General features: G+C 61.5%; 26 protein-coding genes. 13 read left to right on the plus strand and 13 right to left on the minus strand.

What is annotated here, in order from left to right; all coding sequences use genetic code 11:
* Positions 1-438 precede the first annotated feature (438 nt).
* From HU806_RS24505 to HU806_RS24515, 3 genes are all read right to left on the minus strand, one after another.
* Positions 439-2127 (minus strand): ATP-dependent DNA ligase, encoded by a 1689-nt coding sequence (locus tag HU806_RS24505; RefSeq protein ID WP_186615299.1) that lies wholly within the window; start codon positions 2125-2127, stop codon positions 439-441.
* Complete coding sequence (locus HU806_RS24510) at positions 2124-3155, minus strand: ligase-associated DNA damage response exonuclease (RefSeq protein WP_186615301.1); 1032 nt, start codon at positions 3153-3155, stop codon at positions 2124-2126. The genes HU806_RS24505 and HU806_RS24510 overlap by 4 nt, the downstream gene beginning before the upstream one ends.
* A 250-nt stretch (positions 3156-3405) precedes the next feature.
* A complete protein-coding gene (locus HU806_RS24515; protein WP_186615303.1) occupies positions 3406-5856 on the minus strand; it encodes a penicillin acylase family protein in 2451 nt (816 codons plus the stop codon).
* Between the two features lie 204 nt (positions 5857-6060).
* On the opposite strand from HU806_RS24515, the gene HU806_RS24520 reads away from it, so the two are divergent.
* On the plus strand, positions 6061-6618 hold the full coding sequence (locus tag HU806_RS24520; protein WP_186615341.1) for a cysteine hydrolase family protein: 558 nt from the start codon (positions 6061-6063) through the stop codon (positions 6616-6618).
* 86 nt (positions 6619-6704) lie between these two features.
* On the opposite strand, the gene HU806_RS24525 is transcribed toward HU806_RS24520, so the two are convergent.
* The 4 genes from HU806_RS24525 to HU806_RS24540 all read right to left on the minus strand — a co-directional run bounded on the left by HU806_RS24525 (position 6705) and on the right by HU806_RS24540 (position 8456).
* On the minus strand, positions 6705-6908 hold the full coding sequence (locus tag HU806_RS24525; RefSeq protein WP_186615305.1) for an SEC-C metal-binding domain-containing protein: 204 nt from the start codon (positions 6906-6908) through the stop codon (positions 6705-6707).
* A 5-nt stretch (positions 6909-6913) separates the two neighbouring features.
* Positions 6914-7399, minus strand: a complete 486-nt coding sequence (locus HU806_RS24530; protein WP_186615306.1) for an LEA/WHy family protein — start codon at positions 7397-7399, stop codon at positions 6914-6916.
* 68 nt (positions 7400-7467) lie between these two features.
* The gene (locus HU806_RS24535; RefSeq protein WP_186615308.1) at positions 7468-7944 is read right to left on the minus strand and encodes a YchJ family protein; all 477 of its coding nucleotides are present in this window, start codon (positions 7942-7944) and stop codon (positions 7468-7470) included.
* A gap of 14 nt (positions 7945-7958) precedes the next feature.
* Positions 7959-8456, minus strand: coding sequence for a DUF6231 family protein (locus HU806_RS24540; RefSeq protein ID WP_186615310.1), 498 nt, complete (start codon positions 8454-8456; stop codon positions 7959-7961).
* Positions 8457-8646: 190 nt separating this feature from the next.
* Here HU806_RS24540 and HU806_RS24545 point away from each other — a divergent pair, with 190 nt between their 5' ends.
* From HU806_RS24545 to HU806_RS24560, 4 genes are all read left to right on the plus strand, one after another.
* Entirely contained in the window at positions 8647-9342 is a 696-nt protein-coding gene (locus tag HU806_RS24545; RefSeq protein WP_186615311.1) for a PA1041 family peptidoglycan-binding anchor lipoprotein, read from the plus strand.
* A gap of 90 nt (positions 9343-9432) precedes the next feature.
* Entirely contained in the window at positions 9433-10158 is a 726-nt protein-coding gene (locus HU806_RS24550) for a PA1041 family peptidoglycan-binding anchor lipoprotein (RefSeq protein WP_186615313.1), read from the plus strand.
* 145 nt (positions 10159-10303) lie between these two features.
* A complete protein-coding gene (locus tag HU806_RS24555; protein WP_186615315.1) occupies positions 10304-10576 on the plus strand; it encodes a DUF1145 domain-containing protein in 273 nt (90 codons plus the stop codon).
* Complete coding sequence (locus tag HU806_RS24560; protein ID WP_186615317.1) at positions 10569-11327, plus strand: collagen-like protein; 759 nt, start codon at positions 10569-10571, stop codon at positions 11325-11327. Before HU806_RS24555 ends, HU806_RS24560 begins: the two co-directional genes overlap by 8 nt.
* A 54-nt stretch (positions 11328-11381) precedes the next feature.
* Here HU806_RS24560 and HU806_RS24565 read toward each other — a convergent pair whose 3' ends face one another.
* Positions 11382-11846, minus strand: coding sequence for a CopD family protein (locus HU806_RS24565; RefSeq protein ID WP_186615319.1), 465 nt, complete (start codon positions 11844-11846; stop codon positions 11382-11384).
* A gap of 99 nt (positions 11847-11945) precedes the next feature.
* Between HU806_RS24565 and dinG the strand changes: the two genes are divergently transcribed.
* The 4 genes from dinG to pdxH all read left to right on the plus strand — a co-directional run bounded on the left by dinG (position 11946) and on the right by pdxH (position 17249).
* Positions 11946-14090 (plus strand): ATP-dependent DNA helicase DinG, encoded by a 2145-nt coding sequence (gene dinG, locus HU806_RS24570; protein WP_186615320.1) that lies wholly within the window; start codon positions 11946-11948, stop codon positions 14088-14090.
* A 95-nt stretch (positions 14091-14185) separates the two neighbouring features.
* Positions 14186-15331 (plus strand): serine hydrolase, encoded by a 1146-nt coding sequence (locus tag HU806_RS24575; RefSeq protein ID WP_186615322.1) that lies wholly within the window; start codon positions 14186-14188, stop codon positions 15329-15331.
* A gap of 118 nt (positions 15332-15449) precedes the next feature.
* Positions 15450-16577, plus strand: a complete 1128-nt coding sequence (locus HU806_RS24580) for an OmpA family protein (RefSeq protein WP_186615324.1) — start codon at positions 15450-15452, stop codon at positions 16575-16577.
* A gap of 24 nt (positions 16578-16601) precedes the next feature.
* The gene (gene pdxH, locus HU806_RS24585; protein WP_186615326.1) at positions 16602-17249 is read left to right on the plus strand and encodes a pyridoxamine 5'-phosphate oxidase; all 648 of its coding nucleotides are present in this window, start codon (positions 16602-16604) and stop codon (positions 17247-17249) included.
* Here pdxH and HU806_RS24590 read toward each other — a convergent pair.
* Positions 17197-17481, minus strand: a complete 285-nt coding sequence (locus HU806_RS24590) for a hypothetical protein (protein ID WP_186615328.1) — start codon at positions 17479-17481, stop codon at positions 17197-17199. The two genes, pdxH and HU806_RS24590, sit on opposite strands and share 53 nt — an antisense overlap.
* A 170-nt stretch (positions 17482-17651) precedes the next feature.
* On the opposite strand from HU806_RS24590, the gene HU806_RS24595 reads away from it, so the two are divergent.
* Positions 17652-18116: an outer membrane lipoprotein gene (locus tag HU806_RS24595; RefSeq protein WP_186615330.1), complete on the plus strand. Its 465-nt coding sequence runs from the start codon at positions 17652-17654 to the stop codon at positions 18114-18116.
* Between the two features lie 229 nt (positions 18117-18345).
* Here HU806_RS24595 and nhaA read toward each other — a convergent pair whose 3' ends face one another.
* Positions 18346-19533: a Na+/H+ antiporter NhaA gene (nhaA, locus tag HU806_RS24600; protein WP_186615332.1), complete on the minus strand. Its 1188-nt coding sequence runs from the start codon at positions 19531-19533 to the stop codon at positions 18346-18348.
* 268 nt (positions 19534-19801) lie between these two features.
* On the opposite strand from nhaA, the gene HU806_RS24605 reads away from it, so the two are divergent.
* Positions 19802-20896, plus strand: a complete 1095-nt coding sequence (locus HU806_RS24605; protein ID WP_186615334.1) for a PLP-dependent cysteine synthase family protein — start codon at positions 19802-19804, stop codon at positions 20894-20896.
* A 58-nt stretch (positions 20897-20954) separates the two neighbouring features.
* Here HU806_RS24605 and HU806_RS24610 read toward each other — a convergent pair whose 3' ends face one another.
* Together HU806_RS24610 and HU806_RS24615 are read right to left on the minus strand one after the other, a co-directional pair.
* On the minus strand, positions 20955-22568 hold the full coding sequence (locus HU806_RS24610; protein WP_186615336.1) for an NAD(P)/FAD-dependent oxidoreductase: 1614 nt from the start codon (positions 22566-22568) through the stop codon (positions 20955-20957).
* 73 nt (positions 22569-22641) lie between these two features.
* Entirely contained in the window at positions 22642-23316 is a 675-nt protein-coding gene (locus HU806_RS24615; protein WP_186615343.1) for a COG3650 family protein, read from the minus strand.
* A 179-nt stretch (positions 23317-23495) separates the two neighbouring features.
* On the opposite strand from HU806_RS24615, the gene HU806_RS24620 reads away from it, so the two are divergent.
* Positions 23496-23861: a hypothetical protein gene (locus tag HU806_RS24620; protein WP_189672572.1), complete on the plus strand. Its 366-nt coding sequence runs from the start codon at positions 23496-23498 to the stop codon at positions 23859-23861.
* A gap of 32 nt (positions 23862-23893) precedes the next feature.
* Here HU806_RS24620 and HU806_RS24625 read toward each other — a convergent pair whose 3' ends face one another.
* Entirely contained in the window at positions 23894-24493 is a 600-nt protein-coding gene (locus HU806_RS24625; RefSeq protein WP_186615338.1) for a short chain dehydrogenase, read from the minus strand.
* 105 nt (positions 24494-24598) lie between these two features.
* Here HU806_RS24625 and HU806_RS24630 point away from each other — a divergent pair, with 105 nt between their 5' ends.
* Entirely contained in the window at positions 24599-25507 is a 909-nt protein-coding gene (locus HU806_RS24630; RefSeq protein ID WP_186615339.1) for a LysR family transcriptional regulator, read from the plus strand.
* Positions 25508-25755: the final 248 nt, after the last annotated feature.

Below are 25755 nucleotides of genomic sequence, written 5' to 3' on the forward strand. Positions count from 1 at the left end.
GAATGGCATGAGCCGGAATTCATTCCGATCATCCTGTCGCTGGAAGGCATGGCCCAGCTTGGTCTTGCCTGGGTGACGATGCCGTCCCGTTCCCCGAGTAATTCGTCGTCCTGCACTGTTGCGCAAAGACTGGGGGTTTTCTGGACGAAGGAAATATAGAACAGCGAGGCTAATCTAATGTCACATTAGCATTGCTCTTTGAAAGAGCAAGTCGGTTTTGCAATGCTTGGGATATATTCTAACGCCGTAATTACGGCGTCAGAAATACCGTCGGTAGGTGGGGTGTCGATAGTTTTTTCAACGTCGCATGAAATAGAAACGGTTGATCGTCGGCTCGCAGTGTTTTTATTATATGCGTTACATAGCGTCTATTGGGTAGAGCCAGTGATGCAGGGCACTAGATCAATGGCCAAAGACACTGAAACATGCACCCTGAGCTTACTTCAACAGATTCTGAAGCGTCGCCAGCGTGTCCGCTTCTTCAACGGTTTTATCCTTGCGCCAGCGCAGCATCCGCGGGAAACGTACCGCGATCCCGCTCTTGTGGCGCTTGGACAAGGCGATGCCTTCGAAGCCCAGCTCGAACACCAAGGTCGGCGTCACGCTGCTCACCGGTCCGAATTTTTCCACGGTGGTCTTGCGCACGATGCTGTCGACCTGGCGCATCTCTGCATCGGTCAGCCCCGAGTAGGCTTTGGCAAACGGAACCAAGGTGCGCTCGCGGCTGCCGGGCGGGTTGTCCCAGACGGCGAACGTGTAGTCGCTATACAGGCTGGCGCGTCGGCCATGGCCGCGCTGGGCGTAAATCAGCACCGCGTCGACACTGAACGGGTCGATCTTCCACTTCCACCATACGCCCATGTCCTTGGTCCGGCCGACGCCATACAGCGCGTTGCGAGCCTTGAGCATCATGCCTTCGACGCCGAGGCTGCGGGATGCCTCGCGCTGGCGGGCGAGGTCGAGCCAATCCTTGCCCGTCACAATGGGCGACGGCAGCAGCACCGGGCTGTGGCAGCGGGCGACCAGCGACTCCAGTTGCTGGCGTCGCTCGGCCTGGGGGCGGCTGCGCCAGTCTTCGCCTTGCCATTCCAGCAGGTCATAGGCCATCACCACCACGGGAGCATCCTCCAGCACTTTTTTGCTCAGCGTCTTGCGACCGATGCGTTGTTGCAGCAGGGCAAAGGGTTGCACTGCCGGTTGCAGCGGGGCATCCGGATCAAAGGCGTCTTCGGTGACCGCCTGCGGCGCTTTCCAGACCACGATTTCGCCGTCGATCACCGTCCCGTCGGGCAACGCTTGCGCCAGTGAATGCAATTCGGGGAATCGCTCAGTGACCAAGTCTTCTCCTCGGGACCAGACCCACAAATGGCCGTCGCGCTTGATCACCTGGGCACGGATCCCGTCCCATTTCCATTCCACTTGCCAGTCGCTGGCCGGCCCCAGCAGGGCGTCGAATTGTTCCACCGGTTGCGACAAGGCGTGGGCCAGGAAGAACGGATAAGGCTGCCCGCCGCGCTGGGCATGTTCATCGTCGGACTCGCCAGCGATCAGCTTGAGGTAACTGGCCGCCGTGGGGCGGTGGGACAGGTCGGTATAGCCCACCAACCGTTGGGCCACCCGTTTGCTGTCCAACCCAGCCATGGTGGCCAGCGCCCGAGTCACTAGCAGCTTGGAGACACCGACGCGGAAACTGCCGGTGATGAGCTTGACGCAGAGCATCAGGCTCGGCCGGTCGAGCTGTGCCCACAGCGCTGGTAGCCGTTCGGCCAGGACCTCGGGCGGTTCGCCGCGCAACGGCAGCAACTTCTGCTCGATCCAGGGCGCCAGGCCTTCGTCGGAGCTATGAGGCGATTCGGGTAATACCAGCGAGATGGTTTCGGCCAGGTCGCCTACGGCCTGGTAACTTTCCTCGAACAGCCACAGTGATAATCCGGACACCTGGACCGCCAGTTCCCTGAGGATTTTTACCGGCACCAACTGCCGTGGCCGGCCACCGGAGAGGAAGTACACGGCCCAAGCGGCGTCCTCGGGCGGCGCCTTGCTGAAGTAATCCTGCATGGCGGCAAGCTTGGCATTGCTGGAGGTGGTGGCATCCAGCTCGGCGTACAGTTCGGCGAAGGCTTTCATGAGGCCTCCTCGCCACCGTCGACCGCCGAGACGCTGTCTTCTTCGTCGTCGCCGTATTCGGTGGTAAAGCCCTGGGCATCGAGGCCTTGTTCGCGCAGATGGCGCACCAGCACGCTGACCGATCCGTGGGTGACCATGACCCGTTCGGCGCCGGTCTGTTCGATGGCCCAGAGCAGGCCAGGCCAGTCGGCGTGGTCGGAGAGCACGAAGCCCCGGTCTACGCCACGTCGCCGACGAGTGCCGCGCAAGCGCATCCAGCCGCTGGCGAAGGCGTCGCTGTAATCGCCGAAACGCCGTACCCAAGTGCTGCCGCTGGTGGACGGCGGGGCGATGATCAGTGCCTGGCCCATGATCGGATCGTTCTTCTTCACATCCCCCGCGTAAATCGTCGGCGGCAAGTGCACACCGGCCTCGCGATAGACCCGGTTCAGCGGTTCCACCGCCCCGTGGGCGAGGATCGGTCCCAGGCTTGCGTCGATGCCATGGAGAATTCGCTGCGCCTTGCCGAAGGAATAGCAGAACAGCACGCTGGCCCGGCCTGCGGCAATATTTCCGCGCCACCATTGGTTGATTTCGTCGAAGATTTGCGCCAGGGGCTGCCAGCGATAGATCGGCAGGCCGAAGGTGGATTCGGTGATGAACGTGTGACATTTCACCGGCTCGAATGGCGCGCAAGTGCCGTCGGGCTCGACTTTGTAGTCGCCGGACGCCACCCATACCTCGCCTTGGTATTCCAGTCGGACCTGGGCTGAACCCAGTACATGGCCGGCGGGATGAAAACTCAGGGTGACGCCATGATGCTGCAGGCGTTCGTCGTAGGGCAGGGTTTGCAGGTTGATGTCCTGGCCCAGTCGCGAACGCAGGATGCCTTCGCCGGGGGCCGCTGCCAGGTAATGCTGGTTGCCGCCACGGGCATGGTCGCCGTGGGCGTGGGTGATAACCGAACGCTCCACCGGGCGCCAGGGGTCGATGTAGAAATCCCCCGGCGGGCAATACAGGCCTTCGGGGCGGGCAATGACAAGATCCATGCGTTTACCGGGGCGATGGGCTTGTCAGGTAGAGACGGGAGGCGCGGGAGAAGTTCGATCGGGTTTGGGGATGGGACTGATCCAGGACCTGTTGAGCGGATGCTTGCTCATGGTGTGCATGGACTCCGTGGCGAGGGAGCTTGCTCCCGCTGGGCCGGGCTGGCGCTCCAGTGCGCAGCGGCCCCGTTTTTCTACGACTGCTGCGCAGTCGAGCGGGAGCAAGCTCCCTCGCCACAGAGACGGCGTCGACCTATTTGCCCGGCACCAACGTCAACCGGGTCTTGCCGTACGCCCGGTCGAAGTTCTGCGGTTGCAATGGCAGGCTTTGATATTGACCTTTGATCCATGGATCGATGCCGTTCAGATAATTCGGGCTGGCCGGGTTGCCCGACTGGCCGGCAGCGCTCTGGATCGTCAACGGTTCGGGCTGGCTGAAGTCAACGATAAAACGCGTGGCTGGCGCCAGGGTCGTATTGAAGTCCTGGCCCCAGGCGAACGCGGCGGTATTGAGCGTGGTGGCATCGCCGCCGGCTGCCAGCGGGCCGCGTACGACTTGGCCACTGCCGTTCTTCCACTCATGGCGATGCAGTCTGCCCCATTGCCAGGTGGCGCGGTCGCCGCCCAACTGGCTCTCGCCGGCGCTGATGGCCGCTGCCAGGCTGCGGGCCAGGATGACGGCCTTGTCTTCCTTCTGCGGCGTGCGCGCGTCGTCCCAGAACGGGCTGTCCTCGCGACTCAGCAAATGATCGGCTTGGGCCGAGTAGGACAACTGACCATTGGCGACCAGCGCTTTCCAGGCCGGGCTGCCTTCCGGGCCCAATTCGTCGAGGAAAATCTGCTTCATGCTTTCTTGCAGGAACAACTCATAGATCGCTGCGTCGTTAGAGACCGGACTGAGCCGGCCGTCGAAGGCCATCAAGCGGGTATAAGCCTCACGAGCCTTGGCCCGGTCCGCCACCGGCAGGGCCTCGATCGCTTGCTTGAGCGGCTGGGCCATGCCTGGGGCTTCGAAGACTTTCTTGAGCTTGGCCGCGAACGTCGTGGTCTGGTCGTATTGCATGGCGCTCAGGCTGCGGGCGTCGTGCTTGCCCGCGCCGGCCAGCTCGGCCATGCGCTCGCCACGCTCCGGCGCCGCCCAGGAATTGGACAGCTGCATGCCGTAGCCATGGGGGATGACACGCTGGTTGGTGGTGCCGAGCCAGCCCTGGGTCGGGTCCTGGTCGTAGGGATGCAGCATCGGATCGGCGTAACCATCCCAATCGTAGCGACCTTCCCAGCCTGGCGATGGCAGCAGGCCTTCGCCTTCACGGCGGTTCGGATAGCGGCCAGTGACTTGCCAGCCGATATTGCGCGCATCGGCAAACACCATGTTCACCGCCATGGCGCGGATTTCCCGGCTGGCATCGGATGCCTTCTCGACACTCTGGGCGCGTGACAGATCGAAGAACGCGTCCAGGGTCTTGTCATCAGTGAGGCTCGGCAGTTGCAAGGCCAAGCCGAAACCATTAGCCATGGCCAAGCCTTGGGCGCTGTTGAGCAATGGACCGTGGCGGGTTTCGTACACGGCTTCGCGAATCGGCCGTTGACCCTTGATGAAGTAGGTTTCGTTGCGCACGGTCACTGGCTGCCATTTGCCATTGATCTCGTAGGAGAGCCCATTGCCCTGGCGTCGGATCTTTTCCAGGAACAAATCCTGGTTGTCGCCCAGCACGCTGGTCATGCTCCAGGCCACGTTACCGTTGAAGCCCGCCAGGACCATCGGGACGCCTGCCACGGACAGCCCGGCGGCCTGGTATTTGGGCGCGCGAATCTGCACCGGGCTCCAGAGCGACGGCACGCCCAGCGGCCCCTGGCTGTCGCTTGCCAGCAGGCTCTTGCCGTTGCGGCTGCGCTGCGGGGCGATGGCCAAGTTGTTCGAAGAGGCTGCGCCCAGCGGGTTAAGGTCGGCCAGTTGAGCGCCCGCCTTGCTGACTTCATTCAGGCCGGGAACCTGGCCATTGAGCCGCACGCCCTGAAGCTTTTCGGCCTCCGCCAAGGGCAGTGGCTCATCCGGATAGGACGGGCTCAGCCAAGCCAATTTGTCGTTGCTAACGGTCTGGGCAAGCACCAACGCCGCGACCTCTTCCGGCAGGTTGGCCGACTGGCTGAAACTCAACAGGCAGAACAGCAGTGCCGAGTCTTCCGGTTTCCAATATTCGGGTTTGTAGCCGGTGGCGGCGAGGTCCGACGGCAGTTTGTCGCGATAGCGGAACAGGTAGGCGTTGACGCCGCGTGCATACACTTCGAAGAAGCGCTTGAGGCGTGGCGAAGAAGCCTTGTACAGCTCATCGGCGCTTTTCTTCAGGTTCACCGCGCGCATATAGCGGTCGACATCCAGCCGCTCGGCGCCGGACATCTCCGCCAATCGGCCCTGGGCAAGCAGGCGCAGGGTGGTCATTTGCGTGATTCGGTCGCTGGCATGGACATAGCCGAGGGCAAACAGGGCGTCATGAAAGCTGTTGCTTTCAATCAGTGGCATGCCCATGGCGTTGCGCCGGACCGAGACATTCTGCGCCAGCCCCTTGAGCGGTTGTACACCGGTGGCGGGCGGGACCGTGTCCTGGGTATTCCAGGCCTGGCAACCGCTCAAACCGAGCACGCTGGCCACTGCTGCGGCGACGCCGAGCTTGGGAAAGAATGAAATAGAGGCTGGCGAGGCCATGGCAAAGCTCCTGCGGGAGGGGGGTAGCACCAATAAAGGCGCTACGTTAGTGAGCAGGAGAAGGGCGCGCAAGCGGGGGCTAGGGTTATTTGTCGATTTGACGATGAGATCCCGGATCCAGGGGAACACTGGGCAAGGACTTGCTTGTAGGAAAAGGTGATGCTCAAGTATGGAAAATCAATGAGTGATCTTGGGAAGACCGGCATGGAGCTACTGGAAAACGCAGCACTGATCCTGATCGATCAACAAAAAGGCATCCTGCATCCCAGGCTTGGCCCTCGCAACAACCCCGAGGCGGAGCTGCGCATGCTGGAGTTGCTTGTCCACTGGCGGGATTCGGCGCGGCCGGTCATCCACGTCCACCACCTGTCCCGCTCTCCCGAGTCAGTCTTCTGGCCCGGACAGTCGGGCGTGGAAGTCCAAGAGCGTTTCGAGCCGCTGGCCGGTGAAGGGCTGGTGCAAAAGCAGGTGCCGGATGCGTTTTGCGGCACGAACCTGGAGGAGCAACTGCGCAGCGCCGGGATCGGACAGTTGGTGATTGTCGGCGTAGCCACGAACAATTCAGTGGAGTCCACTGCTCGCACGGCGGGCAACTTGGGGTTCGACACCTGGGTCGCCGAGGACGCCTGTTACACCTTCGACAAGGCCGATTACTTCGGCAATGCCCGTTCGGCGGCCGAGGTGCACGCCATGTCCCTGGGGAATCTGCACGGGGAGTACGCGACGGTGATGAGTGTGAAACGGATTCTTCAGGCGGGCTGATAAAAATGGAGGTCGGCTGCGGTGGCGTCATCGCGAGCAAGCTCGCAATGACGTCTAGCCGACGAAAAAGCTTATCGCCAGGGCCATCAAGCCCCGTGGCACTTCTTGAATTTCTTGCCGTTGCCGCAAGGGCAAGGGTCGTTGCGACCGACGTCTTTCAGGGCATTGCGCACGGGTTCCTGATGGGCGTGGCCGCAATTCGGGCCGTGCACATGGCCGTGATCGTGATCGTGATGATGGTCATGATCGTGGTCGCAATCAGGGCCATGGACATGGGGTTGTTGGGTCATCGGGGTTACTCCGCAATAAAATCGGCGGCGATTATCACGCCATTGCGTTCCAGGTGCACGTAGTCAGCGATGAATAAACCGGTTTCCAGCTCACCTTCCAGACGATAGGGGATCTGCTGCCGGGGTTTCTCGAGCATCTTCACCACTTCCCGGACCTGCGGCCACAGGTTGGTGCGGATCGGCACCTTGAAGTAAGCGCTGTGTCGGGGACGGACGGTGAACCAGTGTTCATGCTCGCCTTCGGTCAGCAGCAGGTCGCCCAAGTGGATCCTGTAGGTCAGGCCGCGTACGGTGAGATCACCCTCGCCGGGATTGTCGACCCGAAAGTGCAACATGAACTTCTGCTCCAGCAACCGGGCCCGCACCACCTCGACCTTGACCAGGTGCACCTGCGGCTCGGGCGTTTCGTCACCTCCCCAGGACGCGCAACCGCCAAGCCCGATGAACAGCAGCAGGCAAGTGATGCGTAAAAACTGTGATGGCTGTGTCATGTCCGTGCCTCTGGTTTATGCCCAGTCTAGTCTTCTGACCGGCGGGCGAGCGTCGGACGCTTCCGAAACTAACGAGTGAAGTAAGCGGCGCAGCACTTTTTGAATTTATGTCCGCTGCCACACGGGCAACTGTCGTTGCGGCCGGTCTTGACCGGCACGGTAGGGTCGATGAAATACCAGCGACCGCCGTTCTGCACGAACGAAGAACGTTCCCGGTGGCTGTGTTCGCCTTGGCCGTCGTGCCAGCGCGCCGTGAATGTGACGAACGCGTGTTCCGGCTGGCCGCCGAATACTTCGCTGCTTTCGACGTCGAGCCCCAGCCAGGTGCTGCCGGCGCTCCATTCGGCGATGGAATGACGGTCAACACCGTCCTGCTGGGCGGGCAGGGTGGTGCTGACCAGATAATCCACCAGGCCCAACACGTAGGCGCTATAGCGCGAGCGCATCAAGGCTTCGGCGCAGGGCGCCGGGTGGCCGTCGTGATAATGGCCGCAGCAGGCGTCCAACGGATTGCCGCTGCCGCAGGGGCAAATGGGTGTGTGCATGGGAGTGTTCACCGCTACCACCAATATTTTCCAAAGTTTTCCGGGTTGGCCCAGAAACGTGAGTTGAGCCAGTCGGGGACTTGTTTGTATTCAAGCAGATCGTAGGTAAACAGGGTCAGCACCTGGTCTTCGCGCTGGAATCGCTCGCTGGCCTGCAGCGCCAGCGAGAAAAAGTCCGTCTCTTGCCATCCACAGGCGTCGAGATCCGCCAGCACGGCGATCCGGCTGGCGTTGAGATTGCGAATGCCGCCCAACAGGTTCAGACCGTCGCGCTTGGGCAAATGCTCCAGGCAATCGAGCGCCAGGGCCAGGTCAAAACGTCGCGCCGCCACATCAGCTGGCAGCACGCCGGGACCGGCGTGGACGACCTCGGTATCGGGGTGCGCTTGCTGGAACGCCTCGAGCGCAGGAAAACTGCTGGCGCCGATCAGCAAGAGCCTTTGCGGGGCGTAACGGTCGAGTACGGCGGCCAGGGCTTGCTGGGGCGTACGCGGAGAAATGGCAACGGTCATCGAAGTTCCTCAGTCAGAACCGCCACGATAGCGTGCGTGGAGACACTGGCCTAGAGCGGTTTGTCCCCGAATGTGCAGAACGTGCGTAAAAACGAGGCGAAAACCCGCGATTGCTCGGGCTGGCGCAGATTCGAAGTCGGGTCTTTACTCCCATGAATCGGCTCGAAGCCGATCCTTCAAGGAGAAAACGATGAGCATAGTTCGGACAGCGTTACCCCTGGTTCTGCTAACCAGTGTGTTGACTGGTTGCGCAGGTTTGCAGAAAACCGACTGGCCGATCTGTGCGGCCGCTGGTGGTGCCGTCGGCGCGGGATTGGGCGCCATTGAAAGCAGCTCGTGGATCGGCCCGGGTGCGTTGGTGGCCGGTACCGTGGCGGCGGGCTGGTGCTGGGCTCATGGCGACGGTGACGAGGACGGTGATGGTGTGCCGGACAGCCGCGACAAGTGCCCGGGCACACCGAAAGGTGTGCAGGTCGATGCCGACGGCTGCCCACCGCCCGCTCCGGCCCCCATGGTCGAGGAACCGGTCGTGGTGACGGAAGAAACTATCGTCGTGCGCGATGTGCACTTCGAGTTCAACAAAGCCACTTTGACGCCGACAGACAAAGAAGTGTTGAGCACCATCGCAACCCGCCTCAAACAGGAAACCTCCACCGCGCAGCTGCGCGTGACGGGCCATACCGACAGCGTCGGCAGTGATGCCTACAATCAGAAACTGTCGGAAAAACGGGCCAATTCGGTCGTGCAATACCTGGTCGAAAGCGGCGTACCTCGCGCCAGTTTCGTCACGGTATCCGGCGCAGGGGAAAGCCAACCGGTGGCCGATAACAAAACGGCCGATGGTCGCGCAATGAACCGTCGCACCGAAATCAAGATAAATCGCTGAAACCCTTGTCGTCCGCGGCTTGTACAGTCGCGGATGGAGGTCTTTACTCCTGTGTGACCGGTATGGGCCGGTGACACAGGAGCTTTCACCATGAACGTTCTAATCAAAGTCGCCTTACCGGTGCTGCTGGCGAGCAGCCTGTTGTCCGGCTGCGCCACCCACAGCGACGGCAGCGCACCACTCAATCAACGTACCTGGCCAATCTGCAGCCTTCTCGGCGGACTCGTCGGCGGTGGGCTGGGTGCCATCGAAAGCAGCGGCTGGGCCGCCGGAGGAGCCGCTTTGGGCCTGCTCGGTGGCGGCTTGATCTGCTACGCCCAGGATGGTGACGAAGACGACGACGGGGTGTTCGATCGTCGCGACCGTTGTCCCGATACGCCCGCCGATACCCCAGTCGAACACCACGGCTGCCCGCTGCCGCAACACCCCGCCAGCGTTCCGCAAGACGAACCCGAGACGCCGACCAGCGAAGTCATCACCCTTAATGACGCCGGCAAGGTGTTGTTCGATTTTGATCAATCCGATCTCACCGCCGCGGCACGAGGCCAACTCGATGGGCTGGTGGCGAAGTTGAGCCATGCCAACGTCGCCAGCATTCGTGTGGTGGGCCACACCGACAGCGTCGGCACCGATACCTATAACGAGGGGTTGTCCGAGCGCCGGGCCGGCAGCGTCGTGGAGTACTTGCTGACCCAGGGACTGGCGCCGGACAAACTCACCAGCGAAGGCAAGGGCGAAAGCGAGCCGGTGGCCGACAACGAGACCGATGAGGGGCGCGCGCAGAACCGTCGAGTCGAGTTGCATATCCAACGTTGAGCCGCGGGCCAGGGCTTGTCGGGTCGTCGCAAGGCGAACCGCTGGCCCCGGGCTCGGATCAGATTAAATTTGCCGGGCCCTCTGGCTTATCCAGCGCGCATGCCGTTACTGTGCGTGCAAAGAATAATTTCCGAACGGGGGGCGTATGAAGGTGTTTTGGGGGCTGGGGCGCTTGCTGACCCTGCTGTTCTGGCTGGTGGTGCTGGTCAATCTGTTGATGCCGTTCGTCCATCCGCTGCATCTGTTGGTCAATTTCGCCGGGGCGCTGTTGCTGGCGGTCCATTTGCTCGAACTCTTGCTGTTCAGGGCGCAGTTTCGCGGGCGTCCCGCGCCTGGCCGTGACCGCCTCCGAGTGCTGCTGTTCGGCATCTTTCACGTGCAAACCCTTCCGACGGCACCAGAGGCTTCCCATGCGTAAATTGTGTCTGCTCGCAGCATTTGTGTGCCCATGGGCGTGTGCTCAAGTGGTCCAGGTCGAAAGTCATTCGCTGATGCGTCTGCCCAATACGACCAGCGCGCTGACCCTGGAACGCTTGGACGTTGCCGATTACGGCACGCTGCTGGTGCCGTCCAACGTTACCGAACTGTCCATCGGTCAGTTGCACTTGGGGCGCGAAGCGCGGATCGCAATCGTGCCAGCGCAACAGGCGCTGGAGATGAAAGTCACCCAGGCTGAAATGGCCGAAGGCAGCCAGATCACTGCGCGCGGCGCGCCGGGGACTTATACGAAGGCGGCCCGACCGGGGCGCAATCTCAACGTGCGCTTCAATGCGTTGAACGCTCCGCTGCTGTCGGTGGACGCCCGTGGCGGAACCGGTGCGCCCGGTTACGTGGGGCTCGACGGTGCCAACGGGCAGGCGCCGGGTTGCACCTGGGGTTCGGCCGGTCGCGGCGCCGACGGCAGCAATGGCGGCGATGGCCAGGCCGGTGCGGCCGGTGCGCTGGTGCGCCTGGAACTACCCCGTGAATACCCCGACGAACGCATCAAGGTCGCGGTGGATGGCGGCGCCGGTGGCGCACCTGGGGCGGGTGGCAAGCCCGGCGCAGGCGGCAAGGCCAAGGGGTGCCTGGTCTATACCGCCGACGGCGGCAAGAGTGGTCGCCCCGGCACCGACGGCCAGCCGGGGCCAGCCGGCGCGCCAGGGGCGGTGACGGTGCAGCGGTTCTGAGGAGCGTCGGACGGGTGGGAGCGCAGGCGCTCCCACTTGATCGATGCCGCTCTTTCAGAACATCGGTCTTGCCGCGCCAATCGCCACCACCAGCAGCCCGATCAACAGGTTGATGCCCACCAATCGACGGATCTTGCCCAGCACCGCCGCGCCCGTCGGCCAATCCTGCGCCGCTACCGCGCTACGCAACGACGGCAGCTGCAAGGCCTGGATGCGGATGAACAGCGCCGTCATCACCACGTACAGCCCCATCATTACCTGCACATAACGCGGCGCGGTTTCGAAGCCGGCGAAGCGTAGATGGATCAGGCCGACGCCACTGATCGGCAGAATCGCCACGGCAACCCAGACCCAGACAAAAAAACGCTGAAACACTTCAACCCACAACGTCAGCCGTGCAGGGCCTTCAAGGGCCGTCCTTGCGGCGGGACGAAGGATCATCCAGGCGAAAAACATACCGCCGACCCAGACCAGGGCGGCCAGTAAATGCAGGGTGTAGACGAGGGCAAAGGGTGTCATTGGGTCACTCCGTTCTGCGCAGGATTGATTAGCGGGGTATGATAGCCGCCGATCCGAACCACTGAAAATTTATCCAGCGTTTTTTGCGCCCGACCATTCATGATCAGCACCGAACTCAAAACCACGATCCAGGGCGCCTACTCGCGTTTTCTCGAAGCCAAGAGCCTCAAGCCGCGATATGGCCAGCGCCTGATGATTGCCGAAGTGGCAAAAGTCCTGGGTGACATCGACACCGACGACGAAGGCCGGCGCAGTGGCGAGCCTGCTGTCGTGGCGGTGGAAGCCGGCACCGGTACCGGCAAGACCGTGGCTTATAGCCTGGCGGCGATTCCCACTGCCAAGGCTGCCGGCAAGCGCCTGGTGATCGCCACCGCCACCGTCGCCCTGCAAGAGCAGATCGTCTACAAGGACCTGCCCGACCTGATGCGCAACAGCGGGTTGAACTTCACGTTCGCCCTGGCCAAGGGCCGGGGGCGCTACATGTGCCTGTCCAAGCTCGACATGCTGCTCCAGGAAGGCCACGCGCAGACCGCCACGGCGCAGTTGTTCGAAGAGGAAGGTTTCAAGATCGAGGTGGATGAAGCCAGCCAGAAGCTGTTCACCAGCATGATCGAGAAACTGGCCGGCAATAAGTGGGACGGCGACCGTGACAGCTGGTCCACCGCCCTGGAAGACGCCGATTGGTCTCGCCTGACCACCGATCACAGCCAGTGCACCAACCGTCATTGCCCGAACTTCGGCCAGTGCGCCTTCTACAAGGCCCGTGAAGGCATGGGCAAGGTCGACGTCATCGTCACCAACCACGACATGGTCCTGGCCGACCTGGCCCTGGGCGGTGGCGCGGTGCTGCCAGACCCGCGCGACACGATCTATGTATTCGACGAAGGCCATCACCTGCCGGACAAGGCCATCGGCCATTTCGCCCATTACACTCGGCTACGCTCCACCGCCGACTGGCTGGAAACCACCGCCAAGAACCTCACGAAACTGTTGGCCCAGCATCCGCTGCCGGGTGACCTGGGCAAGTTCATCGAGCAGGTGCCCGAGCTTGCGCGCGAGATCAAGACGAACCAGCAGTTCATGTTCACCGCATGCGAGCAGGTGGCCGACTTCAAGCCCGGCGAAGACGTCGAAGGGCGCGAGCGACCGCGTCATCGTTTTGTCGGCGGGGTCATTCCCGAGCACATGCGTGAAATGGGCATCGAGCTCAAGAAAGGTTTCTCGCGCTTGACCGACCTGTTCACGCGTCTGACCGACCTGCTCAAGGAAGGCATGGATGGCGAGGTCAATATCGGCATTGCCAGCAACCAGGCCGAGGAATGGTACCCATTGTTCGGCAGCCTGCTGTCTCGCTCGCAGGGCAACTGGGAGCTGTGGACGGCATTTACCGTCGAAGACCCGGAAGACAACCCGCCGATGGCCCGGTGGCTGACCCTGGCCGAAAGCGGTTCGCTGTTCGACATCGAGGTCAATGCCAGTCCGATCCTGGCGGCGGACATGCTGCGACGCAACCTGTGGAATGTTGCCTATGGCGCGCTGGTGACCTCCGCCACGCTCACCGCCCTAGGCACGTTCGACCGTTTCCGCATGCGCGCCGGCCTGCCGAAAAAAGCCGTGACCGCCGTGGTCCCGAGCCCCTTCCACCATGCCGATGCTGGCGTGCTGCGAGTGCCGGACCTCAAGGCCGACCCACGGGACGCTCCTGCCCACACCGCCGCGATCATTCGCGACCTGCCGGAGCTGGTGGAGGGGTCGAGAGGTACGCTGGTACTGTTTTCGTCGCGTAAGCAGATGCAGGACGTGTTCGATGGGCTTGATCGTGACTGGCGCAAGCAAGTGTTCATCCAGGGTAACCTTTCGAAGCAGGAAACCTTGAACAAGCACAAGGCGCGGGTCGATGGCGGGGACTCCAGCGTGCTGTTCGGCCTGGCCAGTTTTGCCGAAGGCGTCGACTTGCCGGGTGCCTACTGCGAGCACGTAGTGATCGCCAAGATCCCGTTCTCGGTCCCGGACGATCCGGTGGAAGCGGCACTGGCCGAATGGATCGAAGCCCGGGGCGGCAATCCGTTCATGGAGATTTCCGTGCCGGACGCGTCGCTGAAACTGGTCCAGGCCTGCGGCCGCTTGCTGCGTACCGAGGAAGACCGCGGCACCATCACGCTGCTCGACCGCAGATTGGTGACCCAGCGCTACGGTAAAGCCATCCTCAATGCGCTGCCGCCGTTTCGGCGGGAGATTTCCTAGCAACAACCAACCGTCTCACGGCGGTTCCCAAAATCCTCAATGGCTGAAACAATGCCAGCCAGCTGAAAAAAGTGTTTGTTTCAAGGGAGTTGCGAGTGCAAATTCAAGGTCATTACGAGCTTCAGTTCGAGGCGGTGCGTGAAGCGTTCGCGGCGCTGTTCGACGATGCCCGGGAGCGCGGCGCGGCGTTGTGCATTCAAGTGGGCGGCCACACCGTCATCGATATCTGGGCAGGCACGGCTGATAAAGATGGCAGTGAAGCCTGGCATAGCGACACCATCGCCAACCTGTTTTCCTGCACCAAGACCTTCGCGGCCGTAACGGCCCTGCAACTGGTGGCGGAAGGCAAGCTGCAGCTGGACGCTCCGATCGCTCGCTATTGGCCTGAATTTGCTGCCGCCGGCAAGGAATCCATCACCCTGCGCCAGTTGCTCTGCCATCAGGCCGGGTTACCGGCGCTCAGGGAGTTGATGGCTCCTGAAGCACTTTACGACTGGCAAGCCATGGTCGACGCCTTGGCGGCTGAAGCGCCTTGGTGGACGCCCGGCGAGGGGCACGGTTATGCCGCGATCACCTACGGCTGGTTGGTCGGCGAATTGCTGCGAAGGGCCGACGGCCGCGGTCCGGGTGAGTCCATCGTCGCCCGGGTCGCAAAACCGCTGGGCCTGGATTTCCATGTCGGCTTGGCCGACGACGAATTTTATCGCGTGGCGCATATCGCCCGCGGCAAAGGCAATGTCGGCGATGCCGCGGCCCAGCGCCTGTTGCAGGTGACGATGCGCGAATCGACGGCCATGAGCACTCGGGCGTTCACCAATCCGCCGTCGATCATGACCAGCACCAACAAACCCGAATGGCGACGCATGCAGCAGCCGGCCGCCAACGGTCACGGCAACGCGCGCAGCCTCGCCGGGTTCTACGCCGGCCTGCTCGACGGCAGCCTGCTCGAATGTGAGATGCTCGACGAGCTGACGCGCCAGCACAGCTTCGGCGAAGACAAGACGCTGCTGACCCAGACCCGTTTTGGCCTGGGGTGCATGCTCGATCAACCGGATGTGCCTAACGCGACTTACGGCCTGGGGCCGCGCGCCTTTGGTCATCCCGGTGCGGGCGGCTCCATCGGTTTCGCCGACCCGGAGCATGACGTTGCATTCGGTTTCGTGACCAACACGCTCGGACCCTACGTCTTGATGGACCCGCGTGCGCAGAAGCTTGCGAGGGTGCTTGCCACTTGTCTATAAAGCGCCCTTGCAAGTAGTGGGGACAGGAACCTCGTGTCCTTTTCAGTTTCAAAGCGTCTGTTTATGCGGCCGGAACATGGCCTTTGTTTTTTCATCTTGATCATATTGTGGATATCCAATGTCATCGAATAAAACCCTCGCTCTGGCGCTGTGCCTCGCTATCACCGGTTGCGCACAAAACCCACAAAATGATGCCGAGGGCGGCAGCGGTTGGTGGCCGTTCGGTTCCTCCGACAAGGTTGCAACTAAAGAACCGACTCCAGCGGCACCCTTGAAGCCAGCCGCCGCAGCACCCCAAGCCAAGGCCGAAAGTGGCGGTGGCACGCACTGGTGGTGGCCATTCTCCTCCGACGACGCCGCTGATAACGTCGCCCAAAAAGATCCGGTGAAGCCTGAAGCCAAACCCGAAGCCAAGGCGCCGGCGACCGTTGCCAAGGCCGAAGCCGAAAGTAACGGCAAATGGTGGTGGCCATTCGGCGGCAAGGACCAGGAGACCGCCAAGGCGGTGCCGATGCCCGACCCGAAAGTCACCCAAGCCTGGCTCGACGACTATGAGCCGAAGCTGCGTACCGCCATCAAGGACAGCAAGCTTGAGCTGGAGCGCCGCGATAACGTGCTGGTCGTCACCGCGCCCGTTGACGGCTCGTTCAACCCGGACCGTCCGGCCATGCTGCTGCCGGTGACACTCGGCCCGTTCACCCGCGTCGCCAAGATTCTAGAAGCCGATCCGAAAACTGCCGTGCTGATCCTCGGCCATGCCGATACGTCGGGCGCGGCACCGGCCAATCAGAAGCTCAGCCAGGAGCGAGCGCAATCCGTGGCGGCGATCTTCCGGCTCAGTGGCTTGCAGCGTGATCGCCTGATGCTTCGCGGCATGGGCTCGGTGGCTCCACGTGCGGCCAATGACAGCATTGAAGGCCGTGCCTTGAACCGTCGTGTGGAGTTGCTGGTCACGCCGGCAAACACGATGGTTGCGCTGTTGAGCAAATACAACATGCCGGCCCCTGCACCAGTGACGCTGGTGGCAGCCCAGGACGTGAAACCTGCGGCGCCAACCGTGGCCCCCGCGACGAAAAAAACCGCAGCCCCGGCAGCCAAGAAAGCGGCGGCCAAAAAAGCCCCCGCCAAGGCCCCAGCGAAGAAGACCCCGGCCAAGAAAACCACGCCAGCGAAGAAACCGGAACCGGCCAAGGCCGCTGCCGATGGGAAAAAAGTCGCTGCCGCCGATACGTCAAAAAAACAGTGATTGGCTGATCACAAGGAGCGCGCCATGACCCAAACGCTGGCTGATATGCGCCGTGACTACACCCGCGATGGCCTGAGCGAGGCACAAGCTCCGGCCGAGCCGTTCGCGCTGTTCCACCAGTGGTTCGCCGACGCGGTGAAAACCGAACAGGCTCCGGTGGAGGCCAACGCCATGACCTTGGCGACGGTGGATGCGGACGGTCGGCCGCACTGCCGGATCCTGCTCCTCAAGGGACTGGATGCCCAGGGGTTCACCTTCTTCACCAACTACGACAGCGCGAAGGGCCAGCACTTGGCGGCGAATCCTTACGCGGCCATGACTTTTTTCTGGCCAACCCTGGAGCGCCAGGTGCGTATCGAGGGCAAAGTCCTGAAGGTCACGGCGCAGGAGTCGGACGCCTATTATCAGGTGCGTCCGCTGGGCAGCCGTCTCGGTGCCTGGGCCTCACCCCAGAGCCGGGTGATCGCCGGACGCGCAGAGCTGGAAGAGCTGCTGAAAGCCACCGAACAGCGTTTCAGCGACAGCCAACCGCATTGTCCCGAGCATTGGGGCGGTTATCGCCTGTTGCCTGAGCGCATCGAATTCTGGCAGGGACGGCCGAGCCGTCTTCATGATCGCCTCAACTATCATCTGCAGGGCGGGGATTGGGTTCGCGAGCGTTTGGCGCCTTGACTTCGGGATAAGCTGCCGCGGCGGCTTGAAGCCATTGCGGCAGGTCCCGGCGCTTGATGCCTTGTTCGCGGGCACGGGCCAGTTGTTGCAGCATGTGAGCTTTCTTCTGCTGATCCTGTCCCGCCAATGACAACGCCAGGTCGCGGTCCATCCAGCGTTTGATGCGTACGTACAGCCACCAATGGAAGTACAGGCCCGCCACGGTGGTAGCGACTATGATGAAATAATCCATGAAAATCCCTGGGTCGGTGACGCGGACTTTTGAAATGAGCGCTACTTTGTGGTGAATTTTTTCCGGTGCGCCTGTATCCCACCTGAATGAAAACAATTTTTCCCTGGCGAGGCCGTGACAGGCGTCAAGCCGGGGAGTTTAATGGATCCCTGTCTTTCGGAGTTGATGCTATGCGTAAGTCTGTTTTGCTGGTTGCTTCCTTTTCCACGATGGCGATGTTGCTCACTGGCTGTCAGTCGAGCCTGACCGGTGACTCCTATTCCCGTGACGAAGCGCGTCGCGTCCAGACGATTCGCATGGGTACTATCGAATCCCTGCGTCCGGTCAAGATCGAAGGCACCAAGACCCCGATCGGCGGTGCGGCCGGTGCGGTGGTGGGTGGTGTGGGTGGCAGCGCCATCGGCGGTGGCCGTGGCAGCATCGTTGCCGCTGTGATCGGCGCCGTGGCTGGCGGCTTGCTCGGTTCTGCTACTGAGGAAGGCCTGACCCGGACCCAGGGTGTTGAGATTACTGTTCGGGAAGATGACGGCAGCATGCGTGCCTATGTGCAGCAGGTTCAGGAGAACGAAGTGTTCCGTGTGGGTGAGCGGGTTCGGATTTCCACTGTCGGTGGCACGAGTCGCGTTTCGCACTAAGCAATTTTGATTCGTGGGGCTGTATCTGTCCTTCGAGCGGTGGGCATATCCGTTTCTTTGGTAATGGCCACTTATGGTTCCGCTCTTACATCGGGTCACTTTTGAACAGCGCAAAAGTGACTCGCCGTCAGGGCGAAACCCTAAGTGGCCATTACCGCAGCAACGGATATATACACACCAACCACCCGAAACAAAGCGGCCGTTACCGCAGCAACAGATAGACACACCATCAAGAAGGCCGCAAAACAGCCCTCCGACTGGCCATCGCCGTCACCCCATAACCAATCACCGCCGCCAGGATCGATCCAGTCAGAATCCCCATTCGATCCATCCCCGCATACTCACTCGCACCCGGCACGAATGCCAGGGAGCCGACGAACAGGCTCATGGTGAAACCAATGCCACAAAGGATCGCCACGCCCAGAATCTGACCCCAATTGGCCCCGGCGGGCAGGCTGGCAATGCCGATTTTCACCGCTAGCCACGTCAGGCCGAACACGCCGACAGCCTTGCCCAGCAACAGCCCGACCGCGATGCCCATCGGGACGTGATGGGTGAAACTCTCGACCGTGACGCCGCTCAGGGACAAGCCGGCGTTGGCAAACGCAAACAGCGGCAAGATACCGTAGGCCACCCAGGGATGCAGCGCGTGTTCCAGCGTCAGCAGGGGTGACGTTTCGGCGTTCCTGGTGCGCAGTGGAATGCAGAACGCCAAGGTCACGCCGGCCAATGTGGCGTGGACACCGCTTTTGAGCACACAGATCCATAGAATCAGCCCGACCACCATATAGGGCCCGAGCTTGACGACGCCCATCCGGTTCATTGCCACCAGCCCGGCAATGCAGGCGGCGGCCAGTCCCAGTGACAAGGTCGACAGGTCACCAGAGTAGAAAATAGCGATGATGACGATGGCGCCCAGGTCGTCGATGATCGCCAGGGTCATCAGGAACAGCTTGAGCGACACCGGCACCCGCTTGCCGAGCAAGGCCAGCACGCCGAGGGCGAAGGCGATGTCGGTGGCGGTCGGAATCGCCCAGCCCGCGAGGGCAGCCGGATTGTCACGGTTGAGAAACCAATACATCAAAGCCGGTATCAGCATGCCGCCAATAGCTGCCGCGCCCGGCAAGACAATTTGTGAAGGCTTCGACAATTGCCCGTCCAGTACCTCACGTTTGACCTCGAGGCCGATGAGCAAGAAGAACAACGCCATCAGGCCGTCGTTGATCCACAGCAGCGCCGGTTTCGCAATCTTCAGCGCCCCGACCTGAGCCACCACGGGCGTGTCCAGGAAATTTGTATAGAGCCACGACAGTGGCGAGTTATTCAGTATCAGGGCTAGTGCGGCAGCGGCGATCAAAAGCAAGCCGCCGGCGGCTTCCAACTGAAGAAAACGGGTCAAAGCGCTACGGATAGGCAAGGTAGCTCTCCATTATTTGAATCAAAAAAGATGGCACACCCTAACCCGTACCGTTAGTTGTTAAAACAAAAGTTATATTCTTTTTTGTTATATGTCGTTACAAGCTCTCGCCAGGCTGTCGGGCAGTTATGCCGCATATTGGACCTTAGCTGTACCTGTGCGGGATGTCGGTTTTTTCCTAAGCTTGCGTCACGTATTTCCGAAACCACGCCGAGTAAGCGGGGCCGTCAGGTTCGCTCGCGTCGAACCGATCCAGTGAGAACACAATATGAATGACCCTCGCCAATGGGCGCGCGAAGCCATCCGCATCATCGAGGCGGATTTCCAGCGCAGTGCCGACACGCATTTGATTCCACTGCCACTGCCGGGACTGCCGGGCATCGAGTTGTATTTCAAGGACGAATCCAGCCACCCCACCGGCAGCCTCAAGCATCGGCTGGCCCGTTCGCTGTTTCTCTACGCGTTGTGCAACGGCTGGCTCAAGCCGGGCGCGCCGGTGATCGAGGCCTCCAGCGGCTCGACGGCGATTTCGGAGGCTTACTTTGCCCGCTTGCTGGGCCTGCCGTTCATTGCGGTGATGCCGGCGACTACCTCTAGGGAAAAAATCGCACAGATCGCCTTCTACGGTGGCAAGAGCCATCTGGTGGACGATCCTACGCAGATCTACGCCGAATCCGAGCGCCTGGCTCGCGAGCATGACGGACATTTCATCGACCAGTTCACCTACGCCGAGCGCGCCACGGACTGGCGCGCCAACAACAATATCGCCGAGTCGATCTTCCAGCAGATGCGCTTCGAGCGGTATCCGGAGCCTGCCTGGCTGGTTTCCAGCCCTGGCACGGGCGGTACAACGGCGACCCTCGGGCGTTATGTCCGTTATCGCCAGCACTGTACCCGTGTGCTGTGTGCCGACGCCGAGCGTTCGGTATTCTTCGACTACTACCGCAGCGGCGATGCCGACCTGCGCCTGGATTGCGGTTCGCGGATCGAAGGCATCGGCCGGCCACGGGTCGAGGCGTCGTTCCTGCCCAAGGTCATCGATGCGATGGTCAAGGTGCCGGACGCCTTGTCCCTCGCGGCCATGCATTACCTGGCCCAGCGGTTGGGACGACGGGTCGGAGGATCCAGCGGCACCAACCTGATCGGTGCGTTGATTGCTGCGAAGCGAATGGCGGACGCCGGCGAATCGGGGTCGATCGTGGCGATTTTGTGTGATGGCGGCGAGCGCTATGCCACGACGTATTACGACCCGGCCTGGCTCGAGGCTCAGGGGTATGAATTGGCTGGATTGATCGATGCCGTGGCGGCATGTGCGGAGCGGGGAGAGGCGTTGCCGGAGAGTGTGTTGCGAGCTGATATCTGAATCTTCGATAAGACGAGTTCCCGGTGGAGCGAGCAAGCTCGCCCCCCGGCAAACATGGTCAGGCCTTCAGGCCAAGTACGTCCCGCGCCACTGCTTCGGCAATCCGGATACCGTCCACCCCCGCCGACAGGATCCCGCCCGCATAACCTGCGCCTTCGCCTGCCGGGAACAGACCCTTGACGTTCAGGCTCTGCAGCGTTTCGTCGCGGGTGATGCGCAACGGCGACGAGGTGCGAGTCTCGATGCCGGTGAGCACGGCGTCGTGCAACGAATAACCGCGGATTTGTTTTTCGAATGCCGGCAGGGCTTCGCGGATGGCTTCGATGGCGAAGTCCGGCAGGGCCAAAGCCAGGTCACCCAGGGATACCCCCGGCTTGTAGGAGGGTTCGACGCTGCCCAGTGCGGTGGACGGCTTGCCAGCGATGAAGTCACCCACCAGTTGCGCGGGGGCTTCGTAGTTGCTGCCGCCGAGCACGAAGGCATGGGATTCCAGGCGTTCCTGCAACTCGATGCCCGCCAGCGGACCGCCGGGATAATCCACTTCCGGGGTGATGCCGACGACGATGCCGGAGTTGGCGTTGCGTTCGTTGCGCGAGTATTGGCTCATGCCGTTGGTCACGACGCGGTTCGGCTCGGAAGTCGCCGCCACCACGGTGCCACCTGGACACATGCAGAAGCTGTACACCGAGCGACCGTTCTTGGCGTGGTGCACCAGTTTGTAGTCGGCGGCGCCGAGTTTCGGGTGCCCGGCATACTTGCCCAGGCGCGCGCTGTCGATCAGCGATTGCGGATGTTCGATACGAAAACCCACCGAGAACGGCTTGGCTTCCATATATACGCCACGGCTGTGGAGCATGCGGAACGTGTCCCGGGCGCTGTGACCCAGGGCGAGGATCACGTGTTTCGAATGGATCTGCTCACCACTGGCCAGCTCGACACCAATCAGTTGACCGTCCTCGATCAGCACGTCGGTGACCCGCTGGCCGAAGCGCACTTCGCCGCCCAGGGAGCGAATCTGCTCGCGCATGTTTTCCACCACGCCGGTCAGGCGGAACGTACCGATGTGCGGCTTGCTGACGTAGAGGATTTCTTCCGGCGCCCCGGCCTTGACGAATTCGTGCAGGACCTTGCGCCCAAGGAATTTCGGGTCCTTGATCTGGCTGTAGAGCTTGCCGTCGGAGAAGGTCCCCGCGCCGCCTTCGCCAAATTGCACGTTGGATTCGGGGTTGAGCACGCTTTTGCGCCACAGGCCCCAGGTGTCCTTGGTGCGCTGGCGCACTTGCGGGCCACGCTCGAGGATGATCGGCTTGAAGCCCATCTGTGCCAGCAACAGGGCGGCGAAGATCCCGCACGGCCCGAAGCCGACCACGATCGGTCGTTCGCTCAGGTCGTTTGGTGCCTTGCCGACGACTTTGTAACTGACATCCGGCGCTTCGTTGACGTTTCGGTCATCGGCGAACTTGCGCAGCAGGCTGGCTTCATCGCGCACCGCCAGGTCGATGGTGTAGATGAAGCACAGCTCAGAGGATTTCTTGCGTGCGTCGTAGCTGCGCTTGAACAACGTGAAGTCGAGCAGGTCATCGCTGGCGATGCCCAGGCGTTGCACGATGGCAGGGCGCAGGTCTTCTTCTGGATGGTCGATCGGCAGCTTGAGTTCGGTGATTCGTAACATGACGGGGTCCGGTTCGCGGGATGCACAACTGCACCAGGGCGTGAACCGGCGATTATAAGCCAAAAGCGCTGAATCAGTCGTCGCGTGCGCCACCGAAGTAGGCGCAGCCGCGTTGGACCTGGCCGTTGACCCGCAACTCGGCGCTCATGTGTTGCACACTGCCGCTGACGCTGTCGACACAACGCGCAGGTGTGACCCAGAGCTCGACTTTCTGGCCGTTGGCTTCGGTGCCAAGGTTGAAGCGGCCGTCGCCCAGTCGCTCCTCGACATAAGGCACCGCCAATGGTGGCCGGCCTTCGCGATCCAGCACCAGGCCCTTGCCGCTGGCCTTGAGCGCCCATTCGGGGCCGTGCCCTGCGGCACGCAAGGTCAGACGCTTGAAATCCGCATCGGCGCAAGTGTTCCCCGAAGGTTCCAGGCGATAAAGCTGCTCGACGTCCAACTGGCTGTCGGTACCGGCCGCCGCGCTGGAAACGATGCGACCGCGCACATCGGCAAATAGCTTGCCGCTATCATCCGCCAGGGTGGCGGCTTGTTGCAGGACGCTGGTGCCGCCGGTGTCGTTGACGATGTATCGGCGCTGCTCCTGGCACGGCTGGAACACCAGTTTGCCGTCGGTCGCCGTCAGCTCGCCCTGCATACGCATCTGGCCTGCGTGGGACGCGCTTTGGCGCGGAGCATCGAGCAATTGGCAACCGGCGAAGAGTGGGAACAGGGCAATACACAACAGGGAACGAGCGGCACGCATCATTGGGTCTCCAGACAAGTGCCGCCACGTTACTCAGACTATTGTTTCATCACAACCCATGGAGTGAACTTACAGACTGATCCCGTGGTTTCAGCAACATTCCGTGTTATTTCAGATGCCAAGGCATTGAGGAGTTGCCTTTAATCTCGCGCCATTTCAGCTTGCGGGTGGGTTTCATAATGAAAGCAAAACAGATGTGGTTCGTAGCATTGGGCATGACGGCGGCTTTACAGTGCCTGGCGGCAGATATCAGTTTTTCGTCCGCTACGGACTTTACGGCAATGAATCTAAGGCTCAAGCAAGCGGACGACCCTAATCCAAACGCCGTAATGCTTGAGGTCACGCTTAGCCCGGAGGCGCAGCAACGCATGGCAAGGGTGACTCGCCAAGCGATGCATCAACCCTTGCGATTGTTTATCAATGGGGTGCTGGTGAGCACGACAACAGTACAAGGAGTGATGGATGTTCTTGGTATGCAGATAGCCGTGTCGCGTGAGGTGGCCCCTTCGTTGATACCCATGTTGTTGGAACCTTCGGCGCCCTGATTGAATCCAGGACGCCTCCGAGTATGCGTTCGTCAGCCCACGTGAAACGTCTGGCCGGTTTGCAGGCCTTCGACGCTCTTGGCGTAGGCCAATGCCACATCCACTGCGGGAACGGGTTTGAAGCCGCGGAAATAAGGTGCGTATTTGTCCATGGCTTCCAGCAGTACGTTCGGGCTTACCGAGTTGACCCGCATGCCCCGTGGCAACTCGATTGCCGCGGCGCGCACAAAACTGTCCAGGGCGCCGTTGACCAGGGCCGCTGAAGCACCGCTCTTGATCGGATCGTGGCTGAGCACGCCGGTGGTGAAGGTGAAGGAGGCTCCGTCGTTAGCGAATTCGCGGCCGATCAGCAAAAGATTCACCTGGCCCATCAGCTTGTCCTTCAAACCGAGGGCGAAGCTATCTTCGGTCATGTCGCCCAAGGGCGCGAAGGTGACGTTGCCCGCTGCGCAAACCAGCGCATCGAAACGCCCGGTCTTAGCAAACAGGGCGCGAATCGAGGCGCTGTCGCTGATATCCACCTGCAAGTCACCGCTGTGGCGGCCGATCCGAACGATTTCGTGGCGGGGCGACAGTTCGTTATCGATGGCTGAACCGATGGTGCCGCTGGCGCCGATCAACAGGATTTTCATGGGCTGTTTCCTCAATGGGTTGAACGAGGTTGCAGTCTAGGATGGATTTTCTCGTAGATAAGCGTGCTAATAGGAAACCTTTGGTTTTCAATTGGAAACAATCCAATGAGCGAGATAGACGATCTTGCGGCATTTGCCGTACTCGTCGAGGCCGGGAGTTTTACCTTGGCGGCGCAGCAGTTGGGGTGCAGCAAAGGCCAATTGTCCAAGCGCATCAGCCTTTTGGAGGAACGGTTCTCGGTGCTCTTGCTCCAGCGCACGACCCGTCGCTTGAGCCTCACGGCGGCGGGGGCGGCGCTGCTGCCCCAGGCCCAGGCATTGCTGGTCCAAGTGGAAAGGGCGCGTCAGGCATTGGCCCGCTTGAAAGGCGAAATCTCCGGGCCGGTGCGTATGACGGTTCCGGTCTCGCTGGGAGAAACCTTCTTTGAAGGTCTGCTGACGGAGTTTGCCCATGCGTACCCCGACGTGCAGATCGAGTTGGAGCTCTACAACGGCTATCGTGATTTGTCTCGCGATGGCTTCGACCTGGCGATTCGCTCGGATGCCTCTATCGATGAGCGGTTGGTGGCCCGTCCGCTGTTGGCGTGGCATGAAATGACCTGTGCCAGCCCGGCCTACCTGGAGCGTTACGGCGAGCCCGGCGCGCCCCAGGCCTTGGCCGAGCATAAGTGTCTGCTCAACAGCCATTACAGCGGCCGAGAGGAATGGCTGTATCACCAGCAGCACGAACTGCTGCGGGTGCGAGTGTCCGGGCCGTTTGCCAGCAACCATTACAGCCTGTTGAAAAAAGCCGCCCTGGCCGGGGCAGGAATCGCGCGATTGCCGTCGTATTTGCTCAACGTGGAACTGGCCGATGGGCGCCTGCGCTGGTTGCTGCGCGATTTTCAGACCCGCCGCATGCCGATGTACCTGGTGCATCCGTATCAGGGCGGATTGCCCAAGCGTACCCAGGTGCTGGCTGATTATTTGATTGAGTGGTTCAAGAAAAGCGGAGAGGCGTTGGATCGGTTGTAGTCGGTCCTGTGGCGAGGGAGCTTGCTCCCGCTCGGTTGCGCAGCGACCGCAAAATCTCAGGGCCGCTACGCCCGAAGCGTCGGACCGGCCCAGCGGGAACAAGCTCCCTCGCCACAGGGATCTACGTCCAACATCCGAGCAAAAAAAACGGCCAGAACAGACTGTGTGAAAACGCAGTTTGCGGCGGCGTAAAGCAAATGCCCCGACTTGTCGGGGCATTTGCTTTTCTGGAATGTAAAAAATAAAGG

It is taken from the genome of Pseudomonas sp. SWRI154 (genome assembly GCF_014268645.1).
Taxonomy (GTDB): Bacteria; Pseudomonadota; Gammaproteobacteria; order Pseudomonadales; family Pseudomonadaceae; genus Aquipseudomonas; species Aquipseudomonas marvdashtae.